We start from the raw sequence: 25,985 nt of genomic DNA on the forward strand, positions 1-25,985 counted from the left end.
GTGTGCAAAACTACCGCCACGAGAGTTCGAATATCCTGTCAACCCTGTGAATCCTGTCTGAATTCCAGGCAGGCTGATCAGTTACGAAGAATCCGGCTATGTTCGGAATTGCCGCCGGGTGAGTGAGCAGGCGCGAGGCGCATGTTATCGTTCGAGCCGTGAATGTGCTAAAATAGCCGCCAGGTGAGGCGATGTCAAGGGAGAACGCGCTGTCAGGAGAAAGACATGAACACGGCCGAAATTGCAACTCTGTTCGATTACAACTATTGGGCCAACGGCCGTGTGCTGAACGCGGCGTCCAGGGTGACGCCGGCGCAGTTCGTCGCGCCGGCCGGGCTGAGTCACGGCAGCGTGCGTGGCGCGCTGGTGCATGTGCTCAGCGCGGAGGTCGTCTGGCGCCTGCGCTGTCAGGAAGGCATCTCGCCGCCGGCCATGCTGCTGGAGACCGGCTTCCCAACGCTTGATTCCCTGCGCGAGTTCTGGAATGAAGAAGAACAAGCGATGCGCGCCTACCTCGCCGGGCTGACCGATGATGACATCAACGGCACAGTCCGATACAAGACGACCAAGCGGGTGTCGCATCAAAACCCGCTGTGGCACCTGCTGGCGCATGTGGTCAATCATGGCACCCAATTTCGCGGCGAGGCAGCCGTGGCGTTGACCGCCTACGGTCAATCGCCGGGCGACTTGGATTTGATCTTCTTCCTCAGGGCGATGCCGGCCATTCCCGCGCCGCCAGCCTGATTTGCGCTCGCATCCATGGAATAGCAATTCCTAATGTAACACACACTTGACCACATAGAACGCATAGAACGCATAGAACGCATAGAACGCAAAGAACACAAAGAAACGGCAGAAGAGTCGCGGATTGGCGGCGTCTTTGTGCTCTTTGTGCTCTTTGTGCTCTTTGTGCTCTATGTGGTTGAAAAATCGCTCAAACTTGGAATTCCTGTCCTATGGAAACGAGCGCTGCCAAACGCCAAAATCATGGTCGCGGCGGGAAGATACCCTGGAGAGCGATGTAGTAGCCTGTGTTCGGGATGGGCGCTTTGTCGCGCAAATCAGGCAGCGCGAAGGTCGTCTTGCCGTCGCCGCCGAAATTGGTGCCTAACAGCGAGAACAAGGCTGTATTTTGACTGATGGGCAGCAATTGGCCCGCGCAGGGCGCCCAGTACTCGGGCGCGAAGGTATAGGGGAATAATTCGATCTGACCGATAAACGATTCCATGTGAGTCTCCTTTGCTCATGCGCTGGTGCCCATGAGCCATTTTCATCCGCAACGGTGAGCCTGTGGCTCATAGACAACTCCTGGTGGGTCGCAGGTTTCTGGGTGGTGATCTGCCACGCTACGAGCGAGATGGGAAAATGCCGTAAATGGCGATGCAGTAGTGCGAGTCGGGGGTAGGCTCTTTACCGCGCAGGTCCGGTAGGGCGAAGGTTGTCTGTCCGTCGCCGCCAAAGGTGGTTCCGATCAACGAGTAGAGGGCTTCGTTTTCGCTGATCTGCAGCAGCTGGCCCTCGCACAGCGCCCAGTTTTGCGGGGCAAAGGTGAAGGGCAGCAATTCGATCTGACCAATATATGGTCGGTACATGGGTAACTCCTTTCGGTTGAACGGTTCTTAACAGAACTACTTTCCGTCAATTCCTGCTCGGGAAAATTCCCTGCAGGGCGATGCAATACTGGGTGGATGACACGGGTTTTTTGCCGCGCAAATCCGGCAGGGCGAAGGTCGTACGGCCATCGCCCCCAAAATTGGTGCCGAGAAGCGCGAACAAGGCCGGGTTCTGGTTGACGGGCAGCAGTTGACCTGCACAAGGCGCCCAATAGAGCGGGGCAAAGTCGAAGGCGAACAACGTGATCTGACCGAGGAACGGTTCCATGAATGTCTCCTTGGAATCAATGGGATGTTTCGATGCCGGATCAGTATAGCTATGCTGATGGTTGGAAGTAAAGTGGTAAATCTTCCGAATTCAAGAACATAAAACTACTCCGAATCGAGACCCACTCACCCCCGTCGCAGCGCAACCATCGGCCGCGGCCGTCAGCCGCTGACCGACGGTGCCGCCGGCCAATTGTGGCACGCGCGGGCCGAACGTCGCGGCCAGGTCCGGGCTCATATCGGGGTTGATGTAGAGCGGGATGGGCATGACACTCACGGGTTGATTGTGCTGCGCCTGCTTGCCCAGCGCCGGGCAGCCCCAGGCTTCCTCGTCCGTCGCGCGGCGCTGTTCCTTGAACTGACCCAGGATGCCGCAGCTAAAGCAGTGATCCCTGCAGTCGTCAATCACCGCGCCGACCTGGCTGTGGTGGTATTCCTGGATGAGGAACTCCTTGTTCAGACCCAGGCTGATGTGATCCCAGGGCATGACCTCGTCCACGCGGCGTTCGCGCCGCGCATACCAATCCGGGTCCAGCCCCTGCTCGGCAAAGGCCTGCATCCAGACGTCGTCGCGGAACTGATCGCCCCAGGCATCGAACTTGGCGCCGAGCTGCCAGGCGCGCTCGATGACATCGGCCAGGCGCCGGTCGCCGCGGCTGAGGTAGGCTTCCATGAGGGTTTCGCGCGGGTTGTTCCAGTTGAAATGGAAGCCAACCCCGCGCAGGCTGTCCTGCAAATAGGCGATCTGGCGGCGCACCGTCTCCTCGGCCTCTAACGGCACCCACTGGAAGGGCGTGTGCGGCTTGGGCACCAGCGTGCTGACGCCCACGCGCACCTTCGCCTTCCTGCCCATGATGCGGCGGCCGACGCGCATCACCGCCCAGGCCAGGTCGGCGATGGCGGTGACATCGTCATCGGTTTGCGTCGGGTGGCCGATCATGAAATACATCTTGATCGTCGTCCAGCCGCGGCTGTAGACATCCTCGGCCGTCTTGAGCAGGTCGTCGGTGGCGATCGGCTTGTTGATCACGTCACGCAGGCGGTCGGTCGCGGCTTCGGGCGCAAAGGTGAAGCCGCTGCGCCGGCGTCCCTTTTCCAGCAGATTCATCAAGTCCACGGAGAACGATTCGATACGCAGGCTGGGCAGGCCGATGCTCAGCTTGTCCGCGCCGTGCTTATCTACCACCGCCTTGACCAGCTCACTAATGTGGGTGTAATCGCTGGAGCTGAGCGAGAGGAACGAGACCTCCTCGAAGCCACAACTGGCGATCATTTTGTCCACCGCCTCCAACACTTCCTGCACTGGCCGCTCGCGCACCGGGCGGTAGGCCATGCCCGCGTGACAAAAACGGCAGCCGCGCGTGCAGCCGCGCTGAATTTCGATCGCGGCGCGGTTATGCACCACATCCAGGTAGGGCACGATGAAATCGGTGGTGGGCGGCGGCAGCGTCGCCACGATGCGCTTGGTCACCACCGGCGGCGCCACATCGGCAAATTCTGGCCGCAGCGTGGTGGCAATCAGCGTGCCGTCGGGGTGATAGGTGGCTTCGTAAAACGAAGGGATGTACACGCCGGGGATGGCTGCCAATCGGCGCAGCAGGTCGGTGCGGGTGACGCCGGCCGGGTCAGCCTGGCGCTTCGATTTCCAGGCCCCGTGCGCGGCCAGGATCTCCACAATGACCTCTTCGCCCTCGCCGATCAGAAACGCGTCTATGAACGGCCACATCGGCTCCGGGTTGGTGCCCTGCGCTGCCGCCCGCCAGGATCAACGGATCGTCCGCCGTGCGCTGAGCGGTGCGCAGCGGGATGCCGGCCAGATCCAGGCAGTTGAGCGTGTTGGTGAAGAGCTGCTCATAGGGCAGGCCAAAGCCGATGATGTCGAAATCACGCAGGGGGTGGCGCGTCTCCAGGCTGAAGAGCGGCATTCCTTCCTGGCGCATGAGCGCTTCCATGTCCACCCAGGGCGCGTACGCGCGTTCGGCCAGCATGTCAGGCTGGCGGTTGACGATGTCATACAGCAGCATCAGGCCCAGGTTGGACATGCCGAGTTCGTAGGTGTCAGGGAAAGGTCAGGGCCAGGCGCATGGGGATCGCGTCCCAGTCTTTGATCACGCTGTTGTGCTCACCGCCGGTGTAGCGGGGCGGCTTCTGCACCTTCCAGAGGATACGATCGAGGCGCGCGCTGATGCGCGCCGGAGTCCAGGTGTTCATGTTATTTTCTCCTACGTCTGCCCGGTCAAGCCGGGGCGGGGTTGGTACCCGCTGCAATCGAGGGTTGGTTCAAGATGCAGATGGCTGCGGCGCTGATTCTACCACAATCAGGCATGTCTAACCAATAGCGGAGCACGAAGGCACGTAGCGTTTGGAGCACGAAGTCGCGAAGCAGCGCGAAGGGCGCGAAGCGCGAAGGGGTCGCGCTATGTCTTGCCACGCGGCGGCAGGCGATGTACAATCCACCTGGGTGGGTATGACGATGAAGGATAACGGAGGCAAACTACCATGTCAGACACAGACAAGATCACCTGGATCATCGGCGACATTCACGGCATGTATGACCCTTTAGCCGCGCTGGTGAGCCACTTGGATAACGAACGACTCGCTAAATTTGTGTTCGTCGGTGACTACATTGATCACGGGCCATCCTCCAAAGAGGTCTTGGACCTGGTCATGGGACTGGGAGACCGCGCCATTCCACTGATGGGTAATCATGAGCACTTGCTGCTGCAAACACTCTATGATGCACGCCATCGGGAACACTTCGGCAAGCGAATCTGGCTGGAGAATGGCGCCCAAAGCACGATAACCTCGTTTGGCTGCAAGAGTTTTGAAGAATTCGAGGCCAAGATTGATGAAAAATACACCGGGTTCTTACGCGGCCTGAAGTTGTTTCACGTCGAGCCTCTGCTCAGTGGAGAGGCCAACCTGAACGTCTTGATTACCCATGCCGGTGTGATGCTCCGCGTGTCGCTCGCGGAACAACTGGCCGCCAACAACTATGCCGATTTCAACCAACTTGTCACGAAAGAGCGCATCTGGATTGAGGACTCATCGGTCTGGATCAGAGAAGATTTCTTCGGGGGTAATCCGGACCACTGGAAAGGCCACCTCATCATCCACGGACACACGCCGACCCACCTGCTCAACCATTTTGCCAAAGACTTTCCGATTGACGCTGAACGCCACTTCCTCTTCTTGAGAAAGCATCCACAAAACGAAACTGTCGTCTCGATCGGACTGGACACGGGGGCGGCTTTTGGCAATCGTTTGACGGCACTGGGCGTAGCTCAGGATCAGCTTCGAGGAGACACCGTGCCCAAGCTGACCCTCTACGTGGCTCAACTCGACATCAAGCGCGGGTATTATCGCCAGCAGCCGATCACCCTAAGCACACTGACGGTACCGTGTAATGTGGCTTGAAACCGAAAAGTAAAATCCAACGCACGTAGCGTTTGGAGCACGAAGTCACGAAGCAGCGCGAAGGGCGCGAAGCGCGAAGGGCACGAAGGGGTTGCGCTATGTCTTGCCTCGCGGCGGCAGGCGATGTAGAATCTGCGGCACTGGCAGAACCACGAGTGGATGACCCATAAAATAGGGTGAAAGAAGAATGGTATGACGGCGTTACTCAAATTCCGTTGGACTCCAGAAACCTACCTGGCGCACGAGCGAACCGCCGCCACCAAGAGCGAGTATCTCGCGGGTGAGATTTTTGCGATGGCCGGCGCCAGTGAAGCTCACAATATGATCGTGACGAACCTGATTGCGTGCCTGCGTCCGCAGCTGCGCGCCCGTGGCTGTAAGATATATCCGAGCGACATGCGCATCAAGATCAGCGCCACTGGTCTCTATACCTATCCCGATCTGACCATCGTTTGTGGTCCGGCTCGCTTTGATGACAAGCAGCACGATGTCTTGCTGAATCCAACCGTGCTCTGTGAGGTTCTTTCGCCGGCGACTGAAGCCTATGATCGCGGCAAGAAATTCGAGCACTATCGCCGGCTGCGCTCATTGACCGAATACCTGTTGATTGCACAGGATGTCAGCCATGTCGAGCATTACGTCCGTCAGCCGGATGATCGCTGGCTGCTCACCGAAGTGAGGGAGACGCAGGATGTCATCACCCTGTCATCAGTGGGTTGTCGCGTTGCCTTGGCTGATGTCTACGAGCAGGTTGAGATTCCCGCCGCGCCGGCTTGGTAGTTGGATCCAGCACTGAATGATGACATCTATCACCAAACGTTGGCAAACCGTTATCCCTGCGCCAATTCGTAAACGTCATGCGATCCGCGAAGGGGATTACCTGGTGTGGCTGGATGACGGCGAGACGATCAAGGTGATCCCCGTTCCGGCCGATCCTGTTACACTTCGGCAGTCTTGCTGATCATCTGACTCAACTTCCGAATGAGTTGGACATTCGCCGGCTCCACCAGCACCTCGCCATCAGGAAACACGATCGTGGGGACACTGCGATAACCTCAATTGAGCTGCTGCACCCATTCCGCGGCGTCCACGTCCTGGTCAATGTCTACATACTGGTAAGGAACGTTTAGTCGCTTGAACACCTGCGTCGCCCGCCAACAATCACCACACCACGCTGTCCCATACAACACAATCTGCTGCGCCGGTGCTTCGTTTCCCATTGAGTTCTCCTTTCGCTCAAATTCTATCATGAAGAAGCGCATCCGTCACAACCTGGCGCCCCGGACAAGAATTGGTCAAGGTGTACGTCACATTTCGCCCCAATTGCACTGATGGACACGCGATGAATAATCGGGTATAATCTTACGTGAGCAATTCCATGCACAAGGTGAGACAGCCGTGCAAATCATTGACATCCTGTGGCTTCCGGATATCGTCGAAAAACTAGCGAGTAAGCATGGCATTGAATCGGCCGAGGTCGAAGAGTTATTTGCAGGCCGACCTCAATTTCGACGCATTCAGCGAGGTAAAATACACGGCGAAGATCTGTACTCAACAATGGGACGAACCGGGTCGGGTCGTTATGTGATCGTCTATTTCATTCGCAAGTCAAGCGGCACGGCCCTGGTCATCAGCGCCCGTGACATGGACTCGGGAGAACGAAAACAATATGGACGCAAATAAGACGATGGATCTAATCCCTGAAGAATTCGAGACCCTGGAAGCTGCCGCTGAGTTCTGGGATACGCACAGCTTGGCCGACTATTGGGATCAAACTGCGACAGTGCATTTCGATGTCGAGCTACAGCGCCGTGTTTTCCTGGTGCCGCTGGAATGGAGTCTGGCCAATCGTTTGATGGCGGCCGCACGCCGGCAAGGTCTCACAGCCGAGACGTTGGCCAACCTTTGGTTGAACGAACACTTACAGCAGGTGGCGTGAGATCGTCTTTACCGCCACTCTACGGCCCTGATTCTTCCTGACACTTCCCACATGCTTCACCACGAACGCTGTCCCCAATAGGCCTGCCTGCAGCAGGGCGCCCTGACCGCCTCACGCTGATCCGCGCCATCCATCCAAACCTTCGCTGGAACGTCACAAACCCTGCACATGGAATTTGACTTAGTGTATTTTTTACACTATAATAATAGTGTAGATTTGACACTAAAAGTGTGAAGGAAACCACCGTGAATCAGGCGTTGTCCGAGTTGTTGCAGCAGTTGCGCGCGGCTACCCGCGTTCAGGAGGTCTTTGGCGCAGCGCATCTGACCTCGGCGCAGGCGTTGAAACGACGCTACCGCGCCCTGGCCGGCCAGGCTCACCCCGATCATCACCCGAATGACGCGGCGGCCGCCAACGAGGCGTTCAAGCGGCTGCAGGACTGGTACGAGGTGGCGCAGCGGTATGCGGCGGCCGCTGACCCCGCCGCGCCGCTCATCGCAGCGACCAGTCGCCTGCACCACTATCGCGGGGACCAGCCGCCGCTGAGCGGCGACCTGTGCGATCTCTATCCGGCCCTGGCCGACGGCGCGCCGGTCCTGCTCAAAGTGGCGCGGCAGCCGGCCAACCACGATCTGCTGCGCGTCGAAGCGGCGACGCTGGCGCGCCTGGCGCGGGAGCTGGACGGTCAGCCTGTCGCTGCGCACTTCCCCACGTTGATCGAACATTTCCTGCTGCGCGCCGACGACGGCGCCTTGCGCCATGTCAACGTCCTGCGTCAGGAGGTTGGTTACGTGACTCTCGCGGCCGTGCAGGGAGCCTTTCCCGGCGGGCTCTCCCTGGCCGATGCGGCCTGGATGTTCAACCGCATCCTGGCGGCCCTGGGTGTCATCCACGGGCTGGGGCTGGTTCACGGCGCGCTGACACCTGCGCACGTGTTGGTGCGGCCGGCCGATCACAACGGGCTGCTGCTCGATTGGTGCTATTGTGTGCCGATGGGCCAGCCGATCAAGGCAATCTCTCCGGCCTATGCCGCCGATTATGCGCCGGAGGTCGCCGCACGTCAGCCGGCCACCCCCGCCACCGACCTGTTCATGGCCGCGCGCTGCCTGCTGCACCTGCTGGGCGGTCAAAACAATCCTGATGACCTGCCGATTGGTGTTCCGCCGGCCATTCGCGCCTTGCTGCGCGCCTGCCTCATCCCCTCGCCCCAGCGCCGGGTCAGCGCAGCCTGGGAGCTTTTCGACGATTTCCAGGACATCTTGCAGCAGACTTACGGGGCGCGCACGTTTCGACCGTTTCACATGCCGTCAGCGTAGGGCAAACTGGCCGTTTGCCCCAACTTGCCAATAAACGGACTTGCGACAGAGCGAGAAAGGATCAGAAAGGACAATCTCATGGGATACTCGAATTGGAGTGACGCCGCCTATCAGTCGCGGCAGGGCTATCGGCAACAAACGCAGCAAACCGCGTTCACCTACGATCAGCAGGTGCGCGCAACAGGCATCGTGCAGATTCACGATCAGATGAACCCTTTCGGCAAGATGCGCGAGAGCCGCGACAGCGATCAGCATCCGGATTCGGTTGCCATCGCCGTCCTCTTCGACGTGACCGGTTCGATGGGCAGTGTGCCCCGCGTCCTGCAAACCAAGCTGGGCAAGCTGATGCGCGTGCTGGTGCAGCGCGGCTACGTCGCACATCCGCAGATCCTCTTCGGCGCGATCGGCGACGCCAACTGCGACAAGATTCCATTGCAGATCGGGCAGTTCGAGTCCGGCCTGGAGATGGATGACGACCTGGGCAAGATCTACCTGGAAGGCGGCGGCGGCGGCCAGGTGCATGAGACCTACGAGCTGGGACTGTACTTCATGGCCCGCCACACCGCCATGGACTGCTATGACCGGCGCGGCCACAAGGGCTATCTCTTCACCATCGGCGACGAGAAGCCCTATCCGGCCGTGCGGCGCAGCCAGGTGCAACATCTGATCGGCGATCACCTGCTGCTGCGCATCTCAACCGAGGCGTTGGTGGCCGAAGTACAGAAGCGCTACGAATACTTCCACATCATCCCCACCAACACGTCGCATGGCAGCAGCGCGGAGGTGCAGGCGCGCTGGCGAACGCTGCTTGGCGAGCGCGTACTGCTGTTGGACGACGAGGCGGCCGTGTGCGAAACCATCGCCCTCGCCATCGGCCTGTGCGAAGGCACGCTGGACAGTCTCGACACGGCCGGCCAGGACATGCAGAGCGCCGGCTACGATCCCGGCGCGACCGCGGTCGCCATGACGGCGCTCACCCGTTACGCGGCGTCGCGGCCGTCAACCCCGGCTGTCATCACCGGCGTTTTACCGGCGATCAAGCAGGCGCTGCCCGACGGCCGCTTGATCTAGGCGATTGAGCCACCCGGCCTGACCGGACGGCGCTAACGCAGGGGGGCGTGATCTGTCGCAGAGAGCGCCGTCACGCCGGAGGCGTGACCTACGGTTGAGGGAACGTTATTTTCGCAGCGGGAGGGATCATCATGCAGCAAGCCATTCTGACGGTGGATCTCGGTTTTGGCGATGCGGGCAAAGGCTCGATCGTAGACTACCTGACGCGGCAGCACGACGCGCACACCGTGGTGCGCTACAACGGCGGCGCCCAGGCCGGCCACCGTGTGGTGACGCCAGGCGCTGCCGGCCAGGCGCACGTCTTCGCCCAGTTCGGCAGCGGCACGCTGGCCGGCGCGGCCACGCACCTGTCGCGCTTCATGCTGCTGGACCCGTTGGCGATGATGGTCGAAGCGCAGCACCTGCACGAACTGGGCGTGCCCGATCCGTTCGCTCACACCACCATCGACGCGCGCGCCCTGGTCATCACCCCGTTTCAGCGCGCCGCCAACCGCCTGAAAGAGTTGGTGCGCGGCGCCGGCCGCCACGGCAGTTGCGGCATGGGCATCGGTGAAACGCAAGCCGACGCCCTGGCTTTTGGCGAGCGTGTGCTGCGCGTGGGCGACCTGGCCCGGCCCGATGTCCTGCACGATAAACTGCAGTTTCTGCGCGCCGTCAACCTGGCGAAGGCGCCGTTCTTCAGCGACGAACGCCGCGCCGACGCACAAGTCGCCGCGGAATGGGACATGCTGACCGCCACCGATTGGGCCGACTGGCTGCTGCCAACCTACGCCGATTTTGCGGCGACGGCGCAGATCGTGCCCGGCGGCCATCTCCACGCCATTCTGCGCCAGCCCGGCGCGGTCATCTTCGAAGGCGCGCAAGGCGTGCTGCTGGACGAATGGCGCGGCTTTCACCCGCACACCACCTGGAGCACCACCACGCTGGCAAACGCCGATCAACTGCTGGGCGAAGCCGCCTACGCCGGCCGCGTCACACGCCTGGGCATCACCCGCGCCTACGCCACGCGTCACGGCGCCGGGCCGTTGGTCAGCGGGGATGACAGCCTGACCCGCGCCTTGCCCGATGTCGCCAACGGATTTGGCGCCTGGCAGCGTGACTTTCGCAGCGGCTGGCTCGATCTGGTGATGCTGCGTTACGCGCGGGATGTGGTCGGCCCACTCGACGCGCTGGCGGTCACCTGCCTCGATCGCCTGGCTGAGCTGCCGGCCATTCAGGTGTGCGATCATTACCGCAGCGGCGACGCCATCATCGAACGGCTGACCCCTGCGCCGGCCCCCTACGATCTCGATTATCAGGCCGCCTTGACGCAGACCCTGGCGCGCTGCCGACCCGTTCTGACGTCGGTGACAGACGGCGACGCCTTGCTGGCTTTGGCGAGCGCCGCGTTGGGCGTCCCCATCGGCCTGGTCTCATTCGGGCCTACCGCCGCAGACAAGCAAAGCGTGAGAAAGAGCGTGAGGGGGATGGGATAGACTGGCGGACTGGCTGCAGGCGAGAGGCGAGACGCCCGCGCTCCCGGACTTCCAGCCTGTTGCGTTCTCGGTCGGTCAATTGGCGCACGCGCGCTTTTGGGCTATAATCGGCCCCATGCCAGCCAACAGACAGACCGCCGCCCGGCGGATCATTTTTCTCTTTCTCGATGGCGTCGGCCTGGGAAGCGACGACCCGGCCGTCAATCCGCTGGCACGCGCCCATCTACCCACGCTGTCCAATTTGCTCGCCGGCGCACCGCTGACCGCGTCCAGCGGGCGGGTCACCACGTCGGACGCTTCCCTGACCCCGCTCGACGCCACGCTCGGTGTGCCGGGCCGGCCGCAGAGCGCCACCGGCCAGGCTACGCTGTTGACCGGCCGTAATGTGCCCCAACTGGTCGGCGAACATTACGGTCCGCGGCCACATGCGCCCGTGCGCACCATCGTGCAGGCGGGCACGTTGCTGAGCCAGGTACGCGACGCTGGCAAACGTTTCATCTTCGTCAACGCCTATCCCCCCGGCTATTTCGAGGTGGTGAACCGGGGCAGACGCGTGCTGTCGGTCATGCCGCTGGCGGCCGTCTCGGCCGGGCAGGCGCTCTTGACGCATGAAGATTTGCTGGCCGGCCGCGGCTTCTCGGCCGATTTCACCAACGAGGGCTGGCGCACGCACCTCAGCTTCGCCGATGCTCCGCTGCTGACACCGGAACAGGCCGGACGCAACCTGGCCGCGCTGGCGCAAGCGTTCGATTTTGTTCTATTCGAGCATTGGCTGACCGATGTGCAGGGGCATAGGCAGGAGATGGACGCGGCCGTAGCCAACCTGGAGGCGTTCGATGGCTTTCTGGGTGGACTCATCGCAGCCAGTGACCTGGCGCAGACCCTGATCGTGGTCACCAGCGATCATGGCAATGTGGAAGACCTGGGCGTGCGGCAGCATACCATGAACGCCGTGCCCGGCCTATTCATCGGCGCCGACCACGCCGCCGTCGCCGCGCAGATGCATGACCTGACCGACCTGGCGCCCGCGCTGCGCCGCGCGCTTGCGTTAACGGACTGAAGCACCGCCGGAGGGTGAAACCCGTCCGGCTACGAGATGCAAGCCCCAGCAAGGGCTACAAGACCGCACTTTGCACTCTGCGCTTTGCGCTTTGCACTTCTGACCAACAGGTTGCTCTATGACAAACCAACTGAAAGTGGGCCTGCTCGTGGGCCGTGAACGTTCCTTTCCTGATGCCCTGATTGCCGAAATCAACCGGCGTAACCAGGGGGTGACGGCTGACTACGTCAGCGCCGGCGGGGTAACAATGGATGATCTGCTGGGCTATCGCGTGCTCGTGGATCGCATCTCGCACGATGTGCCATTCTACCAACCGCTACTCAAATACGCGGTCTTGCAGGGCACTTATGTCATCAACAACCCCTTCTGGCGCATCGCCGACGACAAGTTCTTCGGCACCGCGCTGGCGCACCGCCTGGGGGTCGCGGTTCCCAAGACCGTCGTCCTGCCCAATCACAGCCACAGCCCGGACGTGTCGAGTGAAAGCCTGCGCAACCTGATCTACCCGCTGGGCTGGGAACGCATCGTGAACTACGTGGGGCTACCCGCCATTCTCAAGCCTCACTGGGGCGGCGGCTGGCGCCATGTCCACCTGGTGCATGACATGGAGGAACTGTGGCGCGCGTATGACAACAGCGGCCGCCTGACCATGATCCTGCAAGAGTACATCCAGTGGGATCAGTACATTCGCTGCCTGTGCATCGGCCAGGACAACATCCTGCCGGTGCGCTGGGACCCCACCCGGCCCCATTTCGAGCGTTACGCGGGCGGCCACGAACCGTTGGCGCCGGAATTGCACGGCCGCGTGGTGGCCGATGCGCGTGCGTTGAATCAAGCCCTGGGCTATGACATGAACACGGTCGAATTTGCCGTGCGCGACGGCATCCCCTACGCGATTGACTTCATGAACTCCGCGCCCGATTTCGACATCACCTCGCTCACGGTGATCTACTTCGACTGGGTGGTCAACGCGATGGCCGACCTGATCATCGCCAAAGCCCTGGCGCCAGCCGGTGGGGCGCCCATGCGTTGGGATGCACTCCTGCGTGGCGAGAGCCGCGCCTGAGATATCGCAGGCCGCGGGCGAATTCCTCGTGGCCCCCCCAAAGCAGGAGGAAAAATGTCGCTGCAAGCAGCCATTGATTTCTGGCATGAGTTGCTGGCCGCCGATCCGCTGACGACGTGGGAACAGTTTCAATCCGCCACGCAGACCGATCGGCTCTATTTCGGCACGCGTCCCGTTTGCTCGGTCCTGCGTCCGCATTTCCTTTCCCCGCGGGCCTACAGCTACCTGGTGGAAGCGTCGCGCATCGTGCGCGGCGCGTTGGGCAAGGCATACGACTATCTGTTGACCCACGATGCCTTGCGCGCCAGTCTGGGAGTCAGCAGCCAGGAGGATGCCCTGCTCGCCCTGGAACCGACGCGTGGGCCTGGCGACTACAGCGGGCGCCTGGACGCGTTCTATCTCGCCGACGCCGTGCCGGCAGCCGGCCAGCATCCCACGCTCAACTTCGTCGAGTACAACGCGGAAAGTCCCGGCGGCCTGGCTTTTGGCGAATCGCTCAGCGCCATTTTCCGCGGCCTTCCCCTGTTCGCTGCCTTTGCTCAGCACTACCAGGTGACCTCCTTCGCCCCACGCCCGCGCATCCTGGCTGAACTGCTGGCCGGCTATCGTGCGTGGGGCGGCCAGGGTAAGCCGCGCATCGCCATCGTGGACTGGCGCGGCGTGCGCACCTACCGCGAGTTCGAGCTGTGCCAGGACTACTTCCGCAGCCAGGGCTACGACGTCGGCATCTTCGACCCCGACGAGTTGGAGCAAGCCCCCGACGGCCGCCTGACCGCGGGCGACTTTGCCATTGACCTGGTCTACAAGCGCGTGGTCACGTTGGAACTGCTGGCAAAGTATGGCACGGAGCATCCGCTGATGCGAGCCGTCGGCCAACACACCGTCTGCATGGTGAATTCCTTCAACGCGGTGCTGCTCTTCAACAAAGGCCTCTTCGCTCTGCTCAGCGACAGCGCCTTTCCGCTCGACCTCAGCCCGGTCGAGCGCCTGGTGATTCGACGCCATCTGCCCTGGACGCGGCTGTTGGTGGATGGCCCCACAAAGGTGGACGGCCGCACCGTGGATCTGCTCGCCTACGCCGCGGCCAATCGAGACAGCCTGGTCATCAAACCGACGAATGACTACGGCGGGCGCGGCGTCATCCTGGGCTGGGAGTGTGACCAGGCCGCCTGGGATGCCGCGCTCAGCGCCGGGCTGCAGACGCCGGCCATCGTGCAAAAGCGTGTGCCTGTGCCGCAGGCGAACTTCCCCAGCATCGTAGACGGCCGGCTTGACCTCTCCCCGCGCCTGGTGGATGTGGACCCCTACGTCTGGGGCTGTGCCGACATCGCGGGGGGCGGCGTCCGCCTCAGCACCAGTTCACTGCTCAACGTCAGCGCCGGCGACGGATCCGCCGCGCCGCTGTTTGTGATCGAGCCGGTGATGCGCGGCCTCGCCTCAACCCCCGACCCCTTCTCCTCTCCGCACAATGGAGAGGAGAAGGGGGGAAGAGGGCGGCTGTTTACCTGATCTCTGACCTCCGCTCTCCGCCCCAACAGCCATCCCCACAGCGCATACGCTCCGTACACCCGCGGATAGGCCAGCAAGGCCCACCAGCCGGCGCTGAGCTGTGGTGATTGATAAGGCCAGGGGGCGCTGAGCAGCAGGGCGGCCAGCGCCAAGAGCGCCCACTGTGACCAGGGTAAGCGCGCCGTCCACGCCCACCAGGCAGCGATGAGCAGCGCGGGCAGGATCAGCGTGTAATGATAGCCTTCGCCCAGCGGTGCGTTCGCGATCGCCAGGGATAGCAGCAGCGCCAGGCTCAGCACGCGCCCGGCGTGGTCAGTCCCCAGCATCCGTTGCCCCCGTGCGGTGATTACCAACGTGGTCATCTGCACCGTCAGTGTGAGCGCCGTGGCCAGCGCAGGCAGATGAGCCACCGGCGCCGGGCTGAAGGGCGGCGCGGCGACGAACAGATGGCCGAACAGACTGGTGATGGTCTGATAGCCGGTGGCGTAGCGATCGGGCATCGTGAAGAGCAAGGGCATCTGATTTAGATAAGCACGCCAGGGCGCAAGGCCGAGATAGAACAGGCTGAGCAATGCCACGGCCGCGGCCGTGATCCCTCCCCATAACAGGATTTGCCAGCGGCGCGCCAGCGCCAGCAGCGGCCACAGCCAGATCACGGCCGTCTTGAAAATCAACAGCAGGCCCAACATCACGCCGCCCAGCGCGTAGGCGCGTGGCCGCGCCGGCCCGGTTGCCAGCGCCCACAGCGCCAGGCACAGCCAAACCAGCAGCCAGAGGTACATCTGTCCCTGGCGTAAATTCTCATACACGGGGCGATACAACAGGCACAGAGGGGCAATCCACAGGCCTGCCCGCGCCGGCCAGCGCACGGCCCGCGCCAGCAGCATGAGGCTGACGACCAGGAAGCCCAGGTTGAGCAGCAGCCAGACCAGTCGAGCCGTGGGATAGGGCAGCCAGACCAACGGCGCCAGCAGCAGGCTGCCCGGCGGCGGCTGGTTCTTGAATACTTCGCGCACGCCGGGCGCGGTCAACAGAACCACTTGCGGTCCGTACCAGGCTTCGTCATAGGCCAACGCCAACTGCTCTGGCGTGTAGACCGCGATGTGACCGATGGTGTAGTACCCGGCAAAGCCGTCGGTATGCAATCGCGCCAGCGGCCGCACAACGGTCAGCGCAAAGAACAGCAGCGCCAGCAGAGCCAGACCTGTGGCAAGGTGTGTTAGCCAGCGATCATTCCGTTGATCGAGCATCACGCGGCCCTCTCAAGAGATCCGGGCGGTTGGGAAACGGGTTGGACGAATCAACCAGGGGCAGGGCCAGCCATAGAACCACCAGCGGTGTCACATGCGTCAGTAGGCGATCAATTGAATTGCTGACGTGCTGCCAGTAGGGCTGGTAGTCCGAAAAGACAAACCCCAGGCTGACCAGGGCGATGTAGATGACCGGCATGAGCAGCCAGAGATTGGGCCAGGCCAGCCGGCGCGCCGCGTCCGGCGCTTGTCCACGCGGCCAGATGACCCGCGCCAGCACCAGCAGCGCCGCCAGCGGCCACGCGTAGCTCCCGCGCGCGCCGGCCAGCGCGGCCCCTACCTGGCGCAGGATGGTGGGCAGGCGATGGGCGTTGGTCTGCCAGGCGGCCCAGGTCACCGGGACAAAGGCGTCGTTCAGCACGGGGTGGGCGCGCAGGAAAAGCTGCCAGGGCACATTGATAACCAACGCCGCCGCCAACAACGCGCCGACAGCCGGCCAGATCGGTCGTTGCTGTGCCTGCGCCCAACGCCCGTACAGACTCAGCAGTAACAGAACTGCAACCGACGCCAGCCACAGCAGCAATCCCTCGTTTTTTGTCCACGGCAGCAGGCCTGCGGCCAGCGCTGCAATCCAAAGCGCGCCGGCCGCCTCGCCTTGCAGCCAGGCTACCAGGTAGAGGCCGGCCACGGTGGCGAAGAGCGCCAGCGGCACATCGCTGAGCACCGCGCCGGTCCAGGTTGCCAGGTTGGGCAGCAGGGCGATGGCCGTCACAGTCGCCAGGACGATCAGGCGTGGGGCGCTCCGTCGTTGCAAGGCCGCGGCACAGAGGCCGAGCAGGGCGAGATAGTGAAGAACCGATAGCACGCCCACCAGGCGGTCATCGGCCGCGCCCAGCCAGCCGTAGAGCCAGGCCTGGCTCAGCGGCGCCAGCAGCGGATAGCCGAGCAGAGTGACGGCGCGGGAGGGGTCCGCATAGACCGCGGCCGAGACATGACCATCCAGAAAGATGATGCGTGACTTCATACCCCAGGTCACCCAACTATCCCAGATGCGCAGGGGCGCGCCGCAGGCCGCCAACACCAGCGCCGCGATTTGGAAAACCAGGAGAGCCGACAAAAAGATAGCGATGACGTGAGTCCAACGCCCGCGCGGCGGAGGGCTGTAGAGGCGCACGGCGGCTGGCCTGGCGCGCCTGGCAATCCATGCCCAGGCGCGCCAGGCCAGGATGGCAACGGCGGCCAGCGTCAGCCGCTGAATTTGTCCGGCAAGGGTCACGCTCAGGCGGTCGAGCGACCACATACCGAACGAGACCGCGCCCACGCCCAGCGCCCAGGCCAGGGACAGCATCTCCAGGTCGCTGGCGCGATAGCCCAGCCAGGCTGCGGGCTGCAAGGCGCCTAATCCGAGCAACCAGATGACGGCCAGGGCCAGCGGCAGCGCGGCCAGGGAGGGGCTGCGCTGCGTCGGGCTGGCAGGCCGGCCTAGTGGATTTGGCGGGCCGGTGTCCACGCTGAGCAGATAACCTTGATCCCAGGAAGCCAGTTTATGGCCCCAGGGCAGATCGAGGGCCGGGCTGTCCATCGGTTGAAAAACCAGGATGTGCGTGGCCTGGCGATCGCGGGCGACGGCTTGCACGGCCGGCGCGGTCAGCGGCGCCGAGATCCACCAGCGCGATTCCCAGGCGCCGTCCGCGGGCGCGGGCGTCAGCCACCAGACGCTGCGCGGCGCCAGGAAGTAGAGCGCACGGTGAAACAACGTGTATTCGAGGCGACGGGCATCGCGGCCGGGGGTGACGAGTAAAACACGCGCACTGGGCGGAAGCAAAGCATCAGTCTCACGCAGCAGGTCGTAGGGTGCGTCGCCGAGCAAGGCGCGATACTGGGCGTCCGGCTGGTTCCACAAGCGCAACAGAGGAAGAACAGGGCGCACCAGCAGCTCGAATTGAGCCGGCTGCTGCAACAGGCCGCTGAGCAGGACGATCGTCAACGCCAGGCCAGACCAGGCCGCAAGCGGCATCGCCTGGATGCGCGCCAGCAAGCGCACGGTCGTCGGCCTTACTTGAATCTGCGGCTTCATGGCTGCACCCAGTAGATGTCGAGCGCGCCGTAAGTCGCATCCGCGATGGACGCGACGCGACGGCCGTGATGCTGCGCCAACCAGGCGTTCAACTCAACCTCTTGTTCAGGATGGTGCGCGAAATAGTCACGCAGATGCGCGTCGAGCAGGATGACCGTCGGCGCCGCCCGGCTGAGCGCCGCGCCAAACGTCAGCGGCGGCGAGGTGTAGACCGGATCGGCCCACAAGATGGGCACGGCAAACGAATGGTAATCGTAGTCCTCCAGGCCCAACCAATAGTTGTGCAAGCCCAGGACACGGCCCCCGGACGGGAGCCATTGGCGCACCTGTTGGATGAAGGCCGGGTAGGGCGTGGTCTGAGCCGCGGCCGTTTCCAGCGCGGCCAGCCGCGTGACCCCTTCGACGCCAACAGCGAGCAGGAGCGCGACCAGGAGCCAACGCGTGGCGCGCAGGCCAAGGCGAGCCGTTGCCAGCCTGTCCCACAAGGCCACACTGCCCCAGGCCAGCGTCAGGCACCAGACCGGCGTGAAGAGCACCAGGTAGTTGGGCAGCTTGAGGAAGATCAACAGCGCCATCAGCGCGGGCAAGAGCACCGTGGGCAGCAGAAGCGCGCGCGCGGCGAAGTCATGCCGGCGCCAGGAACGCCGCATCAGGGCCAGGGCGGCCGCCGGTAGACCGAGCAGGTGCAGCCAGGCGCCGATGCGCGCCAGGCGAGGCAGGAGATCATCCGGCAACCAGAGAGCGTAGCGCAGCGGCTCCTGGCGCAGATTGTTCAGGTACCAGCGCCAGTCGAGCAGTCGGAAGCGTTCGCCGTAGAAACTGGTTTGTGCGCGCCAGGCGGGGAGATCGGCCAAGACGTAGGGCAGGTAGAGCAGCCAGGGAATGAGAAAGCCGGCCAGCAGCCAGATTGCGCGCCTCAGCCGGCCGGGTGACGGCGTCCAGAGGGTCAAGATCAAGAGCACCGGCAGCCAGAAGGCGCCGTAGAGATGGCCCAGGCTGGCGAGGGCGGTCAGCAGGCCGGCCAGCAGATAACCGAAGACCGCGCCGCGCTCTGATCCTGTAGGCCGGGCTGTGGTGCGCCAGAAGACGTACCAGGCGGCCAGGCCAAAAACCGGCACCGTCATGTCGTAGCGAGCGATGCGCGCCGTATCCAGGAGCGGAATGCCAGTCAGGCGAAATGGGCCGGCGCTATTCAGCCGCAGGAGCAGAAGCAAGATCAGCGCCAGCAGCCCCACGCGCCGATCGCGAAAGAGGGCTTGCGCCAGGGTCGCGGTGAGCGCCAGCGTCAGCAGGCCCAGGGCCACCGGTTCCAGGCGGGTTTGCAGCAGGCCAATGCCGGCCATGCGGTAGATGGCGGCCAGCAGCAGTGGGTGCAGCGGCAGGTAGCCGTAGTAATGCCGATCCATGTCATAGAGACCGGCAAACAGGTCGCTGCCAAAGACGCCGGCTGTCGCCAGCTTCCAGCCGGTGGAGGCCTGCCAGGGCTCGTCCTCGTAGACCGGCGGCGCCACAGTCAGATGGCGCAGTGAAATCAGCCAGAAGGCGAGCAGGAGAACGACCAGGATGGCCCGTCTCGTCCCTGGCGAGATGGCCGTGGTCATCTCGCCCCGTCGGGTTGGCGGCCTGCCCGGCGCCGGCGCAGCGATTGGTAAATGTTCAAGGCCTGGCGTCCCACCGCAGGAATGCCCAACCGGGCGTCGAAGAAGTCAGTCACGGCGGCCGCCTGCAGTGCCAGGGGGCGCCGCGCACACGAAACCAGGGACGCGGCAAAGGCGCCAGCATCGTCGGGCGGCCACAGCGCCCAAACCGCCATGTTGGTCAGCACACGGAATGAAGGAATATCGGTGACGATGGGCACGACGCCGCAGGCCAGGGCGTCCAACAGCGCGTACCCCGTGCTCTCATGATGACTGCCCTGCACGAAAAAATCGGCGCTGTTGTAGTAAGGCTCGATGTCCGCGCGCGGCAGGGTGCCCAGAAGTTCGACGGTTTCTCGCAGGGCCGGGCGTTGGGCGATGCGCGCCCGCACCGCCGGCAGCAGGTCGGCGAAACGAAAGGCCATGTAGAGCCGCGCCGTGGGCAAATGGGCCAACGCCAGCTCGAAACCATCCAGGATGGTCAGCGGGTCTTTGTTGGCGTCCAGGTTGCCGGCCCAGAACAGCACGGGATCGCCGGTCAGGCCGGTGATGGCACGCGCCTCTGCCCGCGGTCGCGTGCGAAAATCGCTCGTGCCTTCCATGATCTCGAAAACGGGTTGGGTAGGGTGGATGATGCCGGCCGCCTGCCAGGGTTGGGCCAGGGCCAGGGCTGTGAAGAGGAATCCGTCGCACGACCGCAGCGCCAGGCGCTGCGCCGCGCCGCGGGCACCTGTCCACGGGCGCTCGGCATGGTGCTGAACGACCAATGGGCAGGTGCGCGGTAAGCGTTGGCGCAAGGCCCAGGTTTGCAGGGGAAACAACAGGCCGTTGACATGAACGACGTCGGGGCGCGCCTGCGTCACTGCACCGTGTAAGCGCCGCGGGATCTGCCAGGCGCGGGGATGAGGGCCAAGCCCATCGTTGACGAAGAGGTAAGTGACACCCCGGCGGTGGCGCTGCGCGTCCAGGGCGGTGGCCTGCACCACCGTGACCTGCGCGCCGGCCAGCGCCAGCCCGTCCGCCCAACTGACCAGGCTGAAGTAGCGATCGAGCAGCTCGTCCGGATTCTGCAAATCAGGCGCGCAGGCGTAGTTGACGATAACCAGGTGCGTCACAACTGCAGGCCAGGAATGCTCACGATTCCGAGAGTCGCTTCTCAGGCCGGTACAGGTTCTGCCATTCGATCAGATTTTTCGCCGTCCTCAGGCCTTGCTGCAATGCACGCAAAACATCCACATCTTCGATCTTGTAGACTTCTGGCAAAACACTCACAGCCTCGAAGCCGAACTTCAACTCCAGGCCTAGCGCAATGCCCGTCAACAAGCCCTGGCGGAGGCCGATCTCTTCGCCCTGCTGAACCTTCCTGTTTGCCTTCCAGCCTGCCAGTCTCATAGCCGCGCTTCATGCCAATACGTTCGATACTGGTAATGTAGGTCATATGGCCGCGCCCGCGCGCCGCCCGCCCGGGGCGGGGCGGGGGCGCGCCGCCCCCGCCGCGCGCGGGGCGCCGGCCCCCCGCGGGGGGGGGTGCGGTGCTTCGTCCATCGGCGCCTCGCTGAATCTATTTGGTGGTATGCACCCCTATTTTACGTCAAATGCGCACGCTGTCAAGGTCAGATTTCGGGAGGCAGCTAGAATCCCGATGTCTCCGGGCGCTGATAGCGGATGCGCCTTTGCACGGCCTCCAGTTCGAAGGGCCAGCGGTAGACGCGCAGGCTGTAGCGCCAACCGCTCAGGGCCTTGAGAACCGGACGCCAAAGGGGGCTGCGCAAACGACGGTCGGTAGTCGTCGGGTAATAGGCGTTGAGCACGGTCTCGAAGTTACGCATCAGCTCGCGATCGTTGTGCTTGAACCACGGCGTGTCTGCGCTGCGGCGCAGTTGCACGCGCACCCATTTGGGGTCCGCCCACTCGTCCAGGGTCTGCGGAAAAGCAAAGCCAGACTGCTCGGCCGCCAGCCACATCTCGCCCGCCAACGGCACGGGGTCGTAGCGGTACATGATGATCTCCACGGCCGGATTGATCTCTTTGATCTTGCGAATGAACTCGATGCCACGCTCGATATCCTTGTGCGGATCGGGCGGATTGCCCAGGATGAAGCTGAACTCCGGCACGATGTCGTACTTGGCTGCGCGTGCAGCCAGGGCCAGCGTCTTGTCCGCGGTCAGCGTGCCGCCCTTGTTCATCTTCTTGAGCGTCTCATCGTCCGCGCTCTCCGCGCCCATGAAAACCATCTTCAGACCGCTGTCGCGCAACAACCGCCAGGTGCGGTCGCTAAATTTGAGCATGGTATCAATGCGCCCCTCGCCCCACCAGGCCAGGAGCAAATCACGACGCAGCAGGTTCTCAGCGTACGCGGCGGTCCGGCTCTCGCTGGTGAAGAAGTTGTTGTCATGAAACTCCAGGGCGTTGATGTGCCATTTGTCCCTAAAATACTGCGTCAACTCGCCCAGGCGCTCGGCGCTTTCTGGCAGCCACTTGCCTTCGGCCATGTTGACCACGGCGCAGAAGTTGCAGAAGAACGGGCAGCCAAAACTGCTGTGATGGCTCAGGGTGCGCGTGCCCAGGTGCGTGCGATTGACGTAGCGCTCCACCGGCACCTTGTGGTAGGGATACCAGGGCAGGTCGTTCGGGTGATGGGGCGGCCGCGGGGGGGTATGAATCACCTGACCGTCTCGGGCAAAGGCCAACCCGGCCACCGTCGCCGGATCGCCGCCCTGCTCCAGGGTGTCCAGCAGGGCCGGCAGCGTATCTTCGCCCGCGCTGAGCACCACGTAATCAATGGCCGGATCGTTGGCGCAGGTGTTCGGATGATTGGTGGGAAAATAGCCGCCCACAATGATGGTCAGGTCCGGACAGGCCGTCTTGATGCGCTTGATGTCCGGCACCGCCTGCTGCAGTTGCGGACCGGGCATGATGGTCACGCCCAGGTAACGGATGCCCTCGCGGCGCACGCGTTCGATGATCTCGCCCGCGCGATCTCGTTCCTGGTCGAGATTGCCATCCACGATCTCATACGGATAGCGCCCTTCCAACAGGGTGCCCAGTTGCAGCAGGGAATGAGGCAGGCGATGATAGCCCGGCTTGGCGACTTTCGGGTTATACAGTAGGATCAGCGGTGTTTCAGATGTCATCTCGTGTTACTCCCAACGGAGGTGAATGGGCACAAAGCCCCTCTCATCAATCGCGGCTCAGCGTATGACGTGTACGCCGGCCCCACAGATACGCCAGACCGTCAGTCCACGGGCCGGCGCGCAGGCTGCGAAAAACGATCGGCCAGGTAGATGGTGCGCTGGCATGCAGTCGTTGATACCTGGCCGCGGTCATTTCCCAAAACGCCTCGGCCTCGCCAGGCAGGCCGCAGGCGACGGCGGTGTAGCGCCGCATGCGCTGCGTGCGCGCCGTACTGTAAACCTGCGACGCGTGCGCGGCGATGGCGGCCCGGTGTTGCTCCCCAACGCTTGCGGTGCTGCTTACCAGGTTCGTCAGCGCCGAACCGAGGGGAACCTGCAGGGCCATGACGCGCACCCGCGGCGTTCCCGGCCACTGCGCCAGCGCCACAGCCAGCGCATGCGCCACCTTCCAGTGTTCGGGATGAAAATCCACCCGCGACGGCGCGTAGATCACGTCTGGCTGGCCGGTTTCAAGCTCTGCCAACAGGCGCGGCGCCAGGTCCTCGATCTCCCACTCCCACTCTGGCAGGCCCAGCCAATGCCAGACCGTGACGCCCAAAACCGCCGCGGCCTGCGCCGCCTCGGCCCGGCGCCGAGCGGCCATCTCGTCAGGCGACAGGCCCAGGCTGCGGGAGCGGCGGCCATCGGTGACATACAACAGCGTGACCGCGTCGCCGGCCGCCCGGTGACGCAGCAGCGCGCCGCCGCAGCCGCACGCTTCATCATCAGGATGGGGCGCGAGGGCCAGCACGCGTTGGCCGCCCGGCGTTGACCATGGCTTTACCCGCGGGCCAACCGCCCTGGTCGCTCGCCTGACCGCGCCGGCCAGCCAGAATGCCAGCCACCATCCCTGTTCGGCGATAACCGCCGCCCGGCGCTTGAGCCAGCGCAATGCTTGCTGAACCATCAGATCACATCGAAATCGCTGCCGGTCAGATACCAACTGGCCGGTTGGCGCAGGGTGTCCAGATCAAGCGCCTGCGCTAACGGCCGCACCCTGACCGTGAACGCGCCCAGGGCCGGCCGAAATCCAGCCTGCGCCAGGCTGTGATAGAGCGGGGAGGTCGGCAGCGCCAGGGTTGCCACTTTCTCTGCGCCCAGGTCATACAGCACGCGCAGCGCCTGTGCCAGCAGCGCCAGCCGGGCCGGCTCATCCGCGGGCGCCGTGAACAGGTCGGCGATGAAGCCGGTCATGCGCCCGGCCTCGGCCTGCACCCGGTAAGCCAGGTAGCCCACCGGATCGTCGCCGCGCTGAGCCAGCAAAAGATGATAGCGCCAGCGTGTCTCAGCGGTCGGCGCGGAGAGAAAGCGCCAGTCTACCCAACGCCGATCGCGCTGTACGCAGTATCCCTGGCGCGGCTGCGCGGTTTGCCACAGCCGATCAAAGCGCCCGTCGGCCTGCGTCACGGACTGCACCTCGATTCCCAGCGGCGGCCTGCTACGCCCGCGGCGCTGCCACAAGCGGCCGATGATCGCCGCCCGCGCCAGGAGCGGCAGGCGCAAGCGGCGGGCGATGAGCGCCTCCGGGCGCAGGGGCCGGATCAGCCAGGCCAGGGGCAGCAGCGGCTGCCAGCCCAGGTGATCCGCACGCGATCCCCAGCGTTCGTTGGGCAGCCCAACTGTACACGGCAGCCCGGCCTGGCTCCAGGTTTCATAGATCTGCGGCGCGTACGCGGTGAGCAGCCCGCGACGCCGCTGATCGGGCGTGGTCATCAGATCTGCGCCGGTCATCAGGATGGCCGGGCCGTCCGGCGTCCGGTACGGGGTTGGGATGCTGGCGTAGTGAAAGATCGGTCTGTCTTGCTCCCAGGCCGCCCACACATTGGGCGTCGGCGACGGCAGGCCGGTCAGTTTCCAGCGGTAGAGCGCCTCGGACAGCGGGTGGCCGTAGGCCGCGGCAAAAAGGGCAGTCAACGCGGCTTCGTCCCCGGCCTGGTAAGGGCGCAGCGCGGGGAGCCTGGCGTCCGGCTGCGGTTGATCTGCGCTCACCCGATCACCTCCTGATAAATGGCCTCGAACGCGGCGGCTGTCCAATCGGCGTCGAACGCCTGCGCCCAGGCCTGCGCGGCGCGGCCGCGGCGGTCGCGCTCCGCAGGATCGGCCAGCAAGGTCAGGATGCCTGCGGCCAGCCCGGCCGCATCGCCGACCGGTGCGGCCCAGGCGGCTTGCGGCGCCAGTTCCGCCACCAGCCCCACGGCCGTACCGACGGTGGGCGCGCCCGCGGCCGCGGCTTCGCACACCGCCACGCCCTGGCTCTCGTGCCGCGACGACTGCACGTACAGGTGCGCCTGGCGAAAATAGGGCGCCAGCACGTCGCTTGGCTGCACGCCATGCAGGGTGACGTGGCGCTCCAAACCAAGCGCAGATACCTGCCGTTGCAACTCGCCGCCCAGGGTATCCCCGCCAAACCAGTCCAAATGCACCTCCGCGGCCTGATCCGCCAGCAGACGCAGCGCCTGCAGGAGCGTGGCCTGATCCTTGACGCGGTTGATGCTGGCCGCGTGCAGCAGGCGCCAGGGCGGGCCGGGCGGCCGGGCGACGGCCGGCAGGTCGCCGGCGACGCGGCGCACATCCACGCCCAGCGGGACCAGGCGCGCATCGGGCCGAATGGGCAAGACGGGCGCCAGCACGAAGCGGCTGCCGCCGGTGATCGCCTGGGCAAATCGCAGCGCCAGCCTGACCTGCTGCCGATGGCGCCAGGAACCGGCTCCGCCATAGCCGATGTCGGGCAGCCAGGTCAACTCACCGCCGCCAATGCTGGCAACTACCGGAATGTTGCGCCAGCGGCCAACGCCCAGGGCCAGGGTGCTGGTGGCGCCCAGCCAGAAGGCGTGGATGACATCGGCCCCGCCGTGGGCCGCGAGGGCCGCCAGGCTTTGGCGCAAACGCTGCCCAAACCCGAATCCGGGCAGCCGGGCCGGGCTGCGCCCCAGGTTGATCACCTGCGCGCCCAAAAGCTCGTAGCTGGCAGGCGTCGCTTCCTGCTCCAGCGCAATCACCAGCAGGCGATGCCGGGCCGCCAGGCGCTCGATCAAGCAGAGCAGCGCGGGAATCACCCGCTCGCGGCCGCTGCGATCCACGCCGCCGGGCACAATCAGGGCGATTTTCATCACAA

Annotated in this window: 27 protein-coding genes; 11 read left to right on the forward strand and 16 right to left on the reverse strand. The window is 64.0% G+C overall.

Annotated features, from left to right (window positions below; all coding sequences use genetic code 11):
- Nucleotides 1–225: 225 nt before the first annotated feature.
- The gene (locus tag IPF85_RS18890) at nt 226–744 is read left to right on the forward strand and encodes a DinB family protein (protein WP_343409612.1); all 519 of its coding nucleotides are present in this window, start codon (nt 226–228) and stop codon (nt 742–744) included.
- Between the two features lie 241 nt (nt 745–985).
- Here the strand turns inward: IPF85_RS18890 and IPF85_RS18895 are convergent, their stop codons facing one another.
- From IPF85_RS18895 to IPF85_RS18920, 6 genes are all read right to left on the reverse strand, one after another.
- Nucleotides 986–1,228 carry a tail fiber protein gene (locus IPF85_RS18895; RefSeq protein WP_343409613.1) on the reverse strand — a complete coding sequence of 81 codons (243 nt, stop codon included), beginning with the start codon at nt 1,226–1,228 and terminating at the stop codon, nt 986–988.
- Nucleotides 1,229–1,346: 118 nt separating this feature from the next.
- A complete protein-coding gene (locus IPF85_RS18900; protein ID WP_343409614.1) occupies nt 1,347–1,592 on the reverse strand; it encodes a tail fiber protein in 246 nt (81 codons plus the stop codon).
- A gap of 46 nt (nt 1,593–1,638) precedes the next feature.
- On the reverse strand, nt 1,639–1,881 hold the full coding sequence (locus IPF85_RS18905) for a tail fiber protein (RefSeq protein WP_343409615.1): 243 nt from the start codon (nt 1,879–1,881) through the stop codon (nt 1,639–1,641).
- A 90-nt stretch (nt 1,882–1,971) separates the two neighbouring features.
- On the reverse strand, nt 1,972–3,606 hold the full coding sequence (locus IPF85_RS18910) for a TIGR03960 family B12-binding radical SAM protein (RefSeq protein WP_343409616.1): 1,635 nt from the start codon (nt 3,604–3,606) through the stop codon (nt 1,972–1,974).
- Nucleotides 3,506–3,922 carry a hypothetical protein gene (locus IPF85_RS18915; RefSeq protein WP_343409617.1) on the reverse strand — a complete coding sequence of 139 codons (417 nt, stop codon included), beginning with the start codon at nt 3,920–3,922 and terminating at the stop codon, nt 3,506–3,508. The genes IPF85_RS18910 and IPF85_RS18915 overlap by 101 nt, the downstream gene beginning before the upstream one ends.
- A 16-nt stretch (nt 3,923–3,938) precedes the next feature.
- Nucleotides 3,939–4,091 (reverse strand): hypothetical protein, encoded by a 153-nt coding sequence (locus IPF85_RS18920; RefSeq protein WP_343409618.1) that lies wholly within the window; start codon nt 4,089–4,091, stop codon nt 3,939–3,941.
- 288 nt (nt 4,092–4,379) lie between these two features.
- Between IPF85_RS18920 and IPF85_RS18925 the strand changes: the two genes are divergently transcribed.
- The 3 genes from IPF85_RS18925 to IPF85_RS18935 all read left to right on the forward strand — a co-directional run bounded on the left by IPF85_RS18925 (nt 4,380) and on the right by IPF85_RS18935 (nt 6,258).
- Nucleotides 4,380–5,297, forward strand: coding sequence for a metallophosphoesterase (locus IPF85_RS18925; protein ID WP_343409619.1), 918 nt, complete (start codon nt 4,380–4,382; stop codon nt 5,295–5,297).
- A gap of 192 nt (nt 5,298–5,489) precedes the next feature.
- Entirely contained in the window at nt 5,490–6,077 is a 588-nt protein-coding gene (locus IPF85_RS18930; protein WP_343409620.1) for a Uma2 family endonuclease, read from the forward strand.
- A 16-nt stretch (nt 6,078–6,093) separates the two neighbouring features.
- Nucleotides 6,094–6,258 carry an AbrB/MazE/SpoVT family DNA-binding domain-containing protein gene (locus IPF85_RS18935; protein ID WP_343409621.1) on the forward strand — a complete coding sequence of 55 codons (165 nt, stop codon included), beginning with the start codon at nt 6,094–6,096 and terminating at the stop codon, nt 6,256–6,258.
- A 94-nt stretch (nt 6,259–6,352) separates the two neighbouring features.
- Here IPF85_RS18935 and IPF85_RS18940 read toward each other — a convergent pair whose 3' ends face one another.
- Entirely contained in the window at nt 6,353–6,517 is a 165-nt protein-coding gene (locus tag IPF85_RS18940) for a glutaredoxin family protein (protein ID WP_343409622.1), read from the reverse strand.
- Nucleotides 6,518–6,695: 178 nt separating this feature from the next.
- On the opposite strand from IPF85_RS18940, the gene IPF85_RS18945 reads away from it, so the two are divergent.
- The 7 genes from IPF85_RS18945 (at nt 6,696) to IPF85_RS18975 (ending at nt 13,224) form a co-directional block, all read left to right on the forward strand.
- Nucleotides 6,696–6,980: a BrnT family toxin gene (locus IPF85_RS18945; protein WP_343409623.1), complete on the forward strand. Its 285-nt coding sequence runs from the start codon at nt 6,696–6,698 to the stop codon at nt 6,978–6,980.
- 4 nt (nt 6,981–6,984) lie between these two features.
- Nucleotides 6,985–7,236: a CopG family antitoxin gene (locus IPF85_RS18950; protein ID WP_343409624.1), complete on the forward strand. Its 252-nt coding sequence runs from the start codon at nt 6,985–6,987 to the stop codon at nt 7,234–7,236.
- A 245-nt stretch (nt 7,237–7,481) separates the two neighbouring features.
- Nucleotides 7,482–8,552 (forward strand): DnaJ domain-containing protein, encoded by a 1,071-nt coding sequence (locus IPF85_RS18955; protein ID WP_343409625.1) that lies wholly within the window; start codon nt 7,482–7,484, stop codon nt 8,550–8,552.
- 78 nt (nt 8,553–8,630) lie between these two features.
- Complete coding sequence (locus IPF85_RS18960; protein WP_343409626.1) at nt 8,631–9,623, forward strand: hypothetical protein; 993 nt, start codon at nt 8,631–8,633, stop codon at nt 9,621–9,623.
- A gap of 131 nt (nt 9,624–9,754) precedes the next feature.
- A complete protein-coding gene (locus tag IPF85_RS18965; RefSeq protein WP_343409627.1) occupies nt 9,755–11,098 on the forward strand; it encodes an adenylosuccinate synthetase in 1,344 nt (447 codons plus the stop codon).
- Between the two features lie 115 nt (nt 11,099–11,213).
- Entirely contained in the window at nt 11,214–12,158 is a 945-nt protein-coding gene (locus IPF85_RS18970) for an alkaline phosphatase family protein (protein ID WP_343409628.1), read from the forward strand.
- A gap of 118 nt (nt 12,159–12,276) precedes the next feature.
- Nucleotides 12,277–13,224, forward strand: a complete 948-nt coding sequence (locus IPF85_RS18975; RefSeq protein WP_343409629.1) for a hypothetical protein — start codon at nt 12,277–12,279, stop codon at nt 13,222–13,224.
- Between the two features lie 1,304 nt (nt 13,225–14,528).
- Here IPF85_RS18975 and IPF85_RS18980 read toward each other — a convergent pair.
- The 9 genes from IPF85_RS18980 to IPF85_RS19020 all read right to left on the reverse strand — a co-directional run bounded on the left by IPF85_RS18980 (nt 14,529) and on the right by IPF85_RS19020 (nt 25,980).
- On the reverse strand, nt 14,529–15,983 hold the full coding sequence (locus IPF85_RS18980; protein ID WP_343409630.1) for a glycosyltransferase family 87 protein: 1,455 nt from the start codon (nt 15,981–15,983) through the stop codon (nt 14,529–14,531).
- The gene (locus IPF85_RS18985) at nt 15,964–18,060 is read right to left on the reverse strand and encodes a hypothetical protein (protein WP_343409631.1); all 2,097 of its coding nucleotides are present in this window, start codon (nt 18,058–18,060) and stop codon (nt 15,964–15,966) included. Before IPF85_RS18985 ends, IPF85_RS18980 begins: the two co-directional genes overlap by 20 nt.
- On the reverse strand, nt 18,057–19,661 hold the full coding sequence (locus IPF85_RS18990) for a hypothetical protein (RefSeq protein ID WP_343409632.1): 1,605 nt from the start codon (nt 19,659–19,661) through the stop codon (nt 18,057–18,059). The genes IPF85_RS18985 and IPF85_RS18990 overlap by 4 nt, the downstream gene beginning before the upstream one ends.
- Nucleotides 19,658–20,812, reverse strand: coding sequence for a glycosyltransferase family 4 protein (locus IPF85_RS18995; protein ID WP_343409633.1), 1,155 nt, complete (start codon nt 20,810–20,812; stop codon nt 19,658–19,660). The genes IPF85_RS18990 and IPF85_RS18995 overlap by 4 nt, the downstream gene beginning before the upstream one ends.
- A gap of 19 nt (nt 20,813–20,831) precedes the next feature.
- Entirely contained in the window at nt 20,832–21,089 is a 258-nt protein-coding gene (locus IPF85_RS19000) for a hypothetical protein (RefSeq protein WP_343409634.1), read from the reverse strand.
- 239 nt (nt 21,090–21,328) lie between these two features.
- Entirely contained in the window at nt 21,329–22,831 is a 1,503-nt protein-coding gene (locus IPF85_RS19005; protein ID WP_343409635.1) for a radical SAM protein, read from the reverse strand.
- A gap of 46 nt (nt 22,832–22,877) precedes the next feature.
- Nucleotides 22,878–23,777 carry a PIG-L deacetylase family protein gene (locus IPF85_RS19010; protein ID WP_343409636.1) on the reverse strand — a complete coding sequence of 300 codons (900 nt, stop codon included), beginning with the start codon at nt 23,775–23,777 and terminating at the stop codon, nt 22,878–22,880.
- A complete protein-coding gene (locus tag IPF85_RS19015) occupies nt 23,777–24,859 on the reverse strand; it encodes a GNAT family N-acetyltransferase (RefSeq protein ID WP_343409637.1) in 1,083 nt (360 codons plus the stop codon). The genes IPF85_RS19010 and IPF85_RS19015 overlap by 1 nt, the downstream gene beginning before the upstream one ends.
- Complete coding sequence (locus tag IPF85_RS19020; RefSeq protein ID WP_343409638.1) at nt 24,856–25,980, reverse strand: glycosyltransferase; 1,125 nt, start codon at nt 25,978–25,980, stop codon at nt 24,856–24,858. The genes IPF85_RS19015 and IPF85_RS19020 overlap by 4 nt, the downstream gene beginning before the upstream one ends.
- Between the last annotated feature and the right edge of the window lie 5 nt (nt 25,981–25,985).

Origin of the sequence: Candidatus Amarolinea dominans (genome assembly GCF_016704685.1) — a bacterium.
In the GTDB taxonomy this organism is placed as follows: Bacteria; Chloroflexota; Anaerolineae; order SSC4; family Amarolineaceae; genus Amarolinea; species Amarolinea dominans.

Bases quoted from the DNA above. Each gene is read 5' to 3' on its own strand.
- IPF85_RS18890 (WP_343409612.1), top strand. From the start codon at position 226: ATGAACACGGCCGAAATTGCAACTCTGTTCGATTACAACTATTGGGCC.
- IPF85_RS18895 (WP_343409613.1), bottom strand. From the start codon at position 1,228: ATGGAATCGTTTATCGGTCAGATCGAATTATTCCCCTATACCTTCGCG.
- IPF85_RS18900 (WP_343409614.1), bottom strand. From the start codon at position 1,592: ATGTACCGACCATATATTGGTCAGATCGAATTGCTGCCCTTCACCTTT.
- IPF85_RS18905 (WP_343409615.1), bottom strand. From the start codon at position 1,881: ATGGAACCGTTCCTCGGTCAGATCACGTTGTTCGCCTTCGACTTTGCC.
- IPF85_RS18910 (WP_343409616.1), bottom strand. From the start codon at position 3,606: ATGTGGCCGTTCATAGACGCGTTTCTGATCGGCGAGGGCGAAGAGGTC.
- IPF85_RS18915 (WP_343409617.1), bottom strand. From the start codon at position 3,922: ATGTCCAACCTGGGCCTGATGCTGCTGTATGACATCGTCAACCGCCAG.
- IPF85_RS18920 (WP_343409618.1), bottom strand. From the start codon at position 4,091: ATGAACACCTGGACTCCGGCGCGCATCAGCGCGCGCCTCGATCGTATC.
- IPF85_RS18925 (WP_343409619.1), top strand. From the start codon at position 4,380: ATGTCAGACACAGACAAGATCACCTGGATCATCGGCGACATTCACGGC.
- IPF85_RS18930 (WP_343409620.1), top strand. From the start codon at position 5,490: ATGACGGCGTTACTCAAATTCCGTTGGACTCCAGAAACCTACCTGGCG.
- IPF85_RS18935 (WP_343409621.1), top strand. From the start codon at position 6,094: ATGATGACATCTATCACCAAACGTTGGCAAACCGTTATCCCTGCGCCA.
- IPF85_RS18940 (WP_343409622.1), bottom strand. From the start codon at position 6,517: ATGGGAAACGAAGCACCGGCGCAGCAGATTGTGTTGTATGGGACAGCG.
- IPF85_RS18950 (WP_343409624.1), top strand. From the start codon at position 6,985: ATGGATCTAATCCCTGAAGAATTCGAGACCCTGGAAGCTGCCGCTGAG.
- IPF85_RS18960 (WP_343409626.1), top strand. From the start codon at position 8,631: ATGGGATACTCGAATTGGAGTGACGCCGCCTATCAGTCGCGGCAGGGC.
- IPF85_RS18965 (WP_343409627.1), top strand. From the start codon at position 9,755: ATGCAGCAAGCCATTCTGACGGTGGATCTCGGTTTTGGCGATGCGGGC.
- IPF85_RS18970 (WP_343409628.1), top strand. From the start codon at position 11,214: ATGCCAGCCAACAGACAGACCGCCGCCCGGCGGATCATTTTTCTCTTT.
- IPF85_RS18975 (WP_343409629.1), top strand. From the start codon at position 12,277: ATGACAAACCAACTGAAAGTGGGCCTGCTCGTGGGCCGTGAACGTTCC.
- IPF85_RS18980 (WP_343409630.1), bottom strand. From the start codon at position 15,983: ATGCTCGATCAACGGAATGATCGCTGGCTAACACACCTTGCCACAGGT.
- IPF85_RS18985 (WP_343409631.1), bottom strand. From the start codon at position 18,060: ATGAAGCCGCAGATTCAAGTAAGGCCGACGACCGTGCGCTTGCTGGCG.
- IPF85_RS18990 (WP_343409632.1), bottom strand. From the start codon at position 19,661: ATGACCACGGCCATCTCGCCAGGGACGAGACGGGCCATCCTGGTCGTT.
- IPF85_RS19000 (WP_343409634.1), bottom strand. From the start codon at position 21,089: ATGAGACTGGCAGGCTGGAAGGCAAACAGGAAGGTTCAGCAGGGCGAA.
- IPF85_RS19005 (WP_343409635.1), bottom strand. From the start codon at position 22,831: ATGACATCTGAAACACCGCTGATCCTACTGTATAACCCGAAAGTCGCC.
- IPF85_RS19010 (WP_343409636.1), bottom strand. From the start codon at position 23,777: ATGGTTCAGCAAGCATTGCGCTGGCTCAAGCGCCGGGCGGCGGTTATC.
- IPF85_RS19020 (WP_343409638.1), bottom strand. From the start codon at position 25,980: ATGAAAATCGCCCTGATTGTGCCCGGCGGCGTGGATCGCAGCGGCCGC.